The sequence below is a fragment of the Psychrobacter sp. 1Y4 genome, assembly GCF_051847555.1.
The window spans coordinates 1-660 of record NZ_JBPYDE010000666.1; the positions used below are offsets into that span (position 1 = coordinate 1).

Annotated in this window: 1 protein-coding gene; it reads left to right on the forward strand. The window is 36.5% G+C overall.

Annotated features, from left to right (window positions below):
* The first annotated feature begins 184 nt into the window (after positions 1 to 184).
* The gene (locus ACS8FC_RS18215) at positions 185 to 463 is read left to right on the forward strand and encodes a hypothetical protein (protein ID WP_057758591.1); all 279 of its coding nucleotides are present in this window, start codon (positions 185 to 187) and stop codon (positions 461 to 463) included.
* Positions 464 to 660 lie beyond the last annotated feature (197 nt).

Sequence of the window (660 nt, forward strand, 5' to 3'; positions counted from 1 at the left end):
AGTTATTACACCAAATAATACGCAGCAATATAGTTTCTCAAATGAGTTAAATGTTCTATTAAGTAATAAAAAGCTCTATAGAAGGTTATTTTGAGTTGCATCAGCTAAAAATGTATGTATAATTCAATCTGTAGGAAGTCATTACGACTAACAGAAAGAAATATTAATCTACAGGAGGTTATACATGAACACATTTATTAAATCGCCGCATGCTTCAATCTGGTTAAGTGCCGAAGCGATATCGCTATCTACCAAGCTTATGGTAAACCTGCAAATACAACAGGGCTCGCAGTTAGCAAGAATGCTAGGCGTTAACCCCCTTTTCTACAATGATGAAGCGGTTAGGATATGGGTTCAACGTGAGCTCAATGAGGGGTTAGCGCTAAATCATTATGCATTAACGAATCTTGAGACCAAATTTTTGGACATTATGAATCACTACGATATTCCTTATTCGTTGTGATCAACGTTAACTATTTGGTTTGGAGATAACCATGAGCTTAAAACTTATTTTTAGCGCCAATGCAGATCAGTCCGACATACAACTATGTGAAGACTATTGGGCATACGGGCATAATGGACGGTATGTAGAGCATATAGAAACGCTCTGTAGACAGTATAGTGTTGATTATCATATTTTGTTTGGTGTATTAGCGGAGT

Excerpts from the sequence above, each read along its gene's own strand:
- ACS8FC_RS18215 (WP_057758591.1), top strand. The coding sequence starts at position 185 with ATGAACACATTTATTAAATCGCCGCATGCTTCAATCTGGTTAAGTGCC.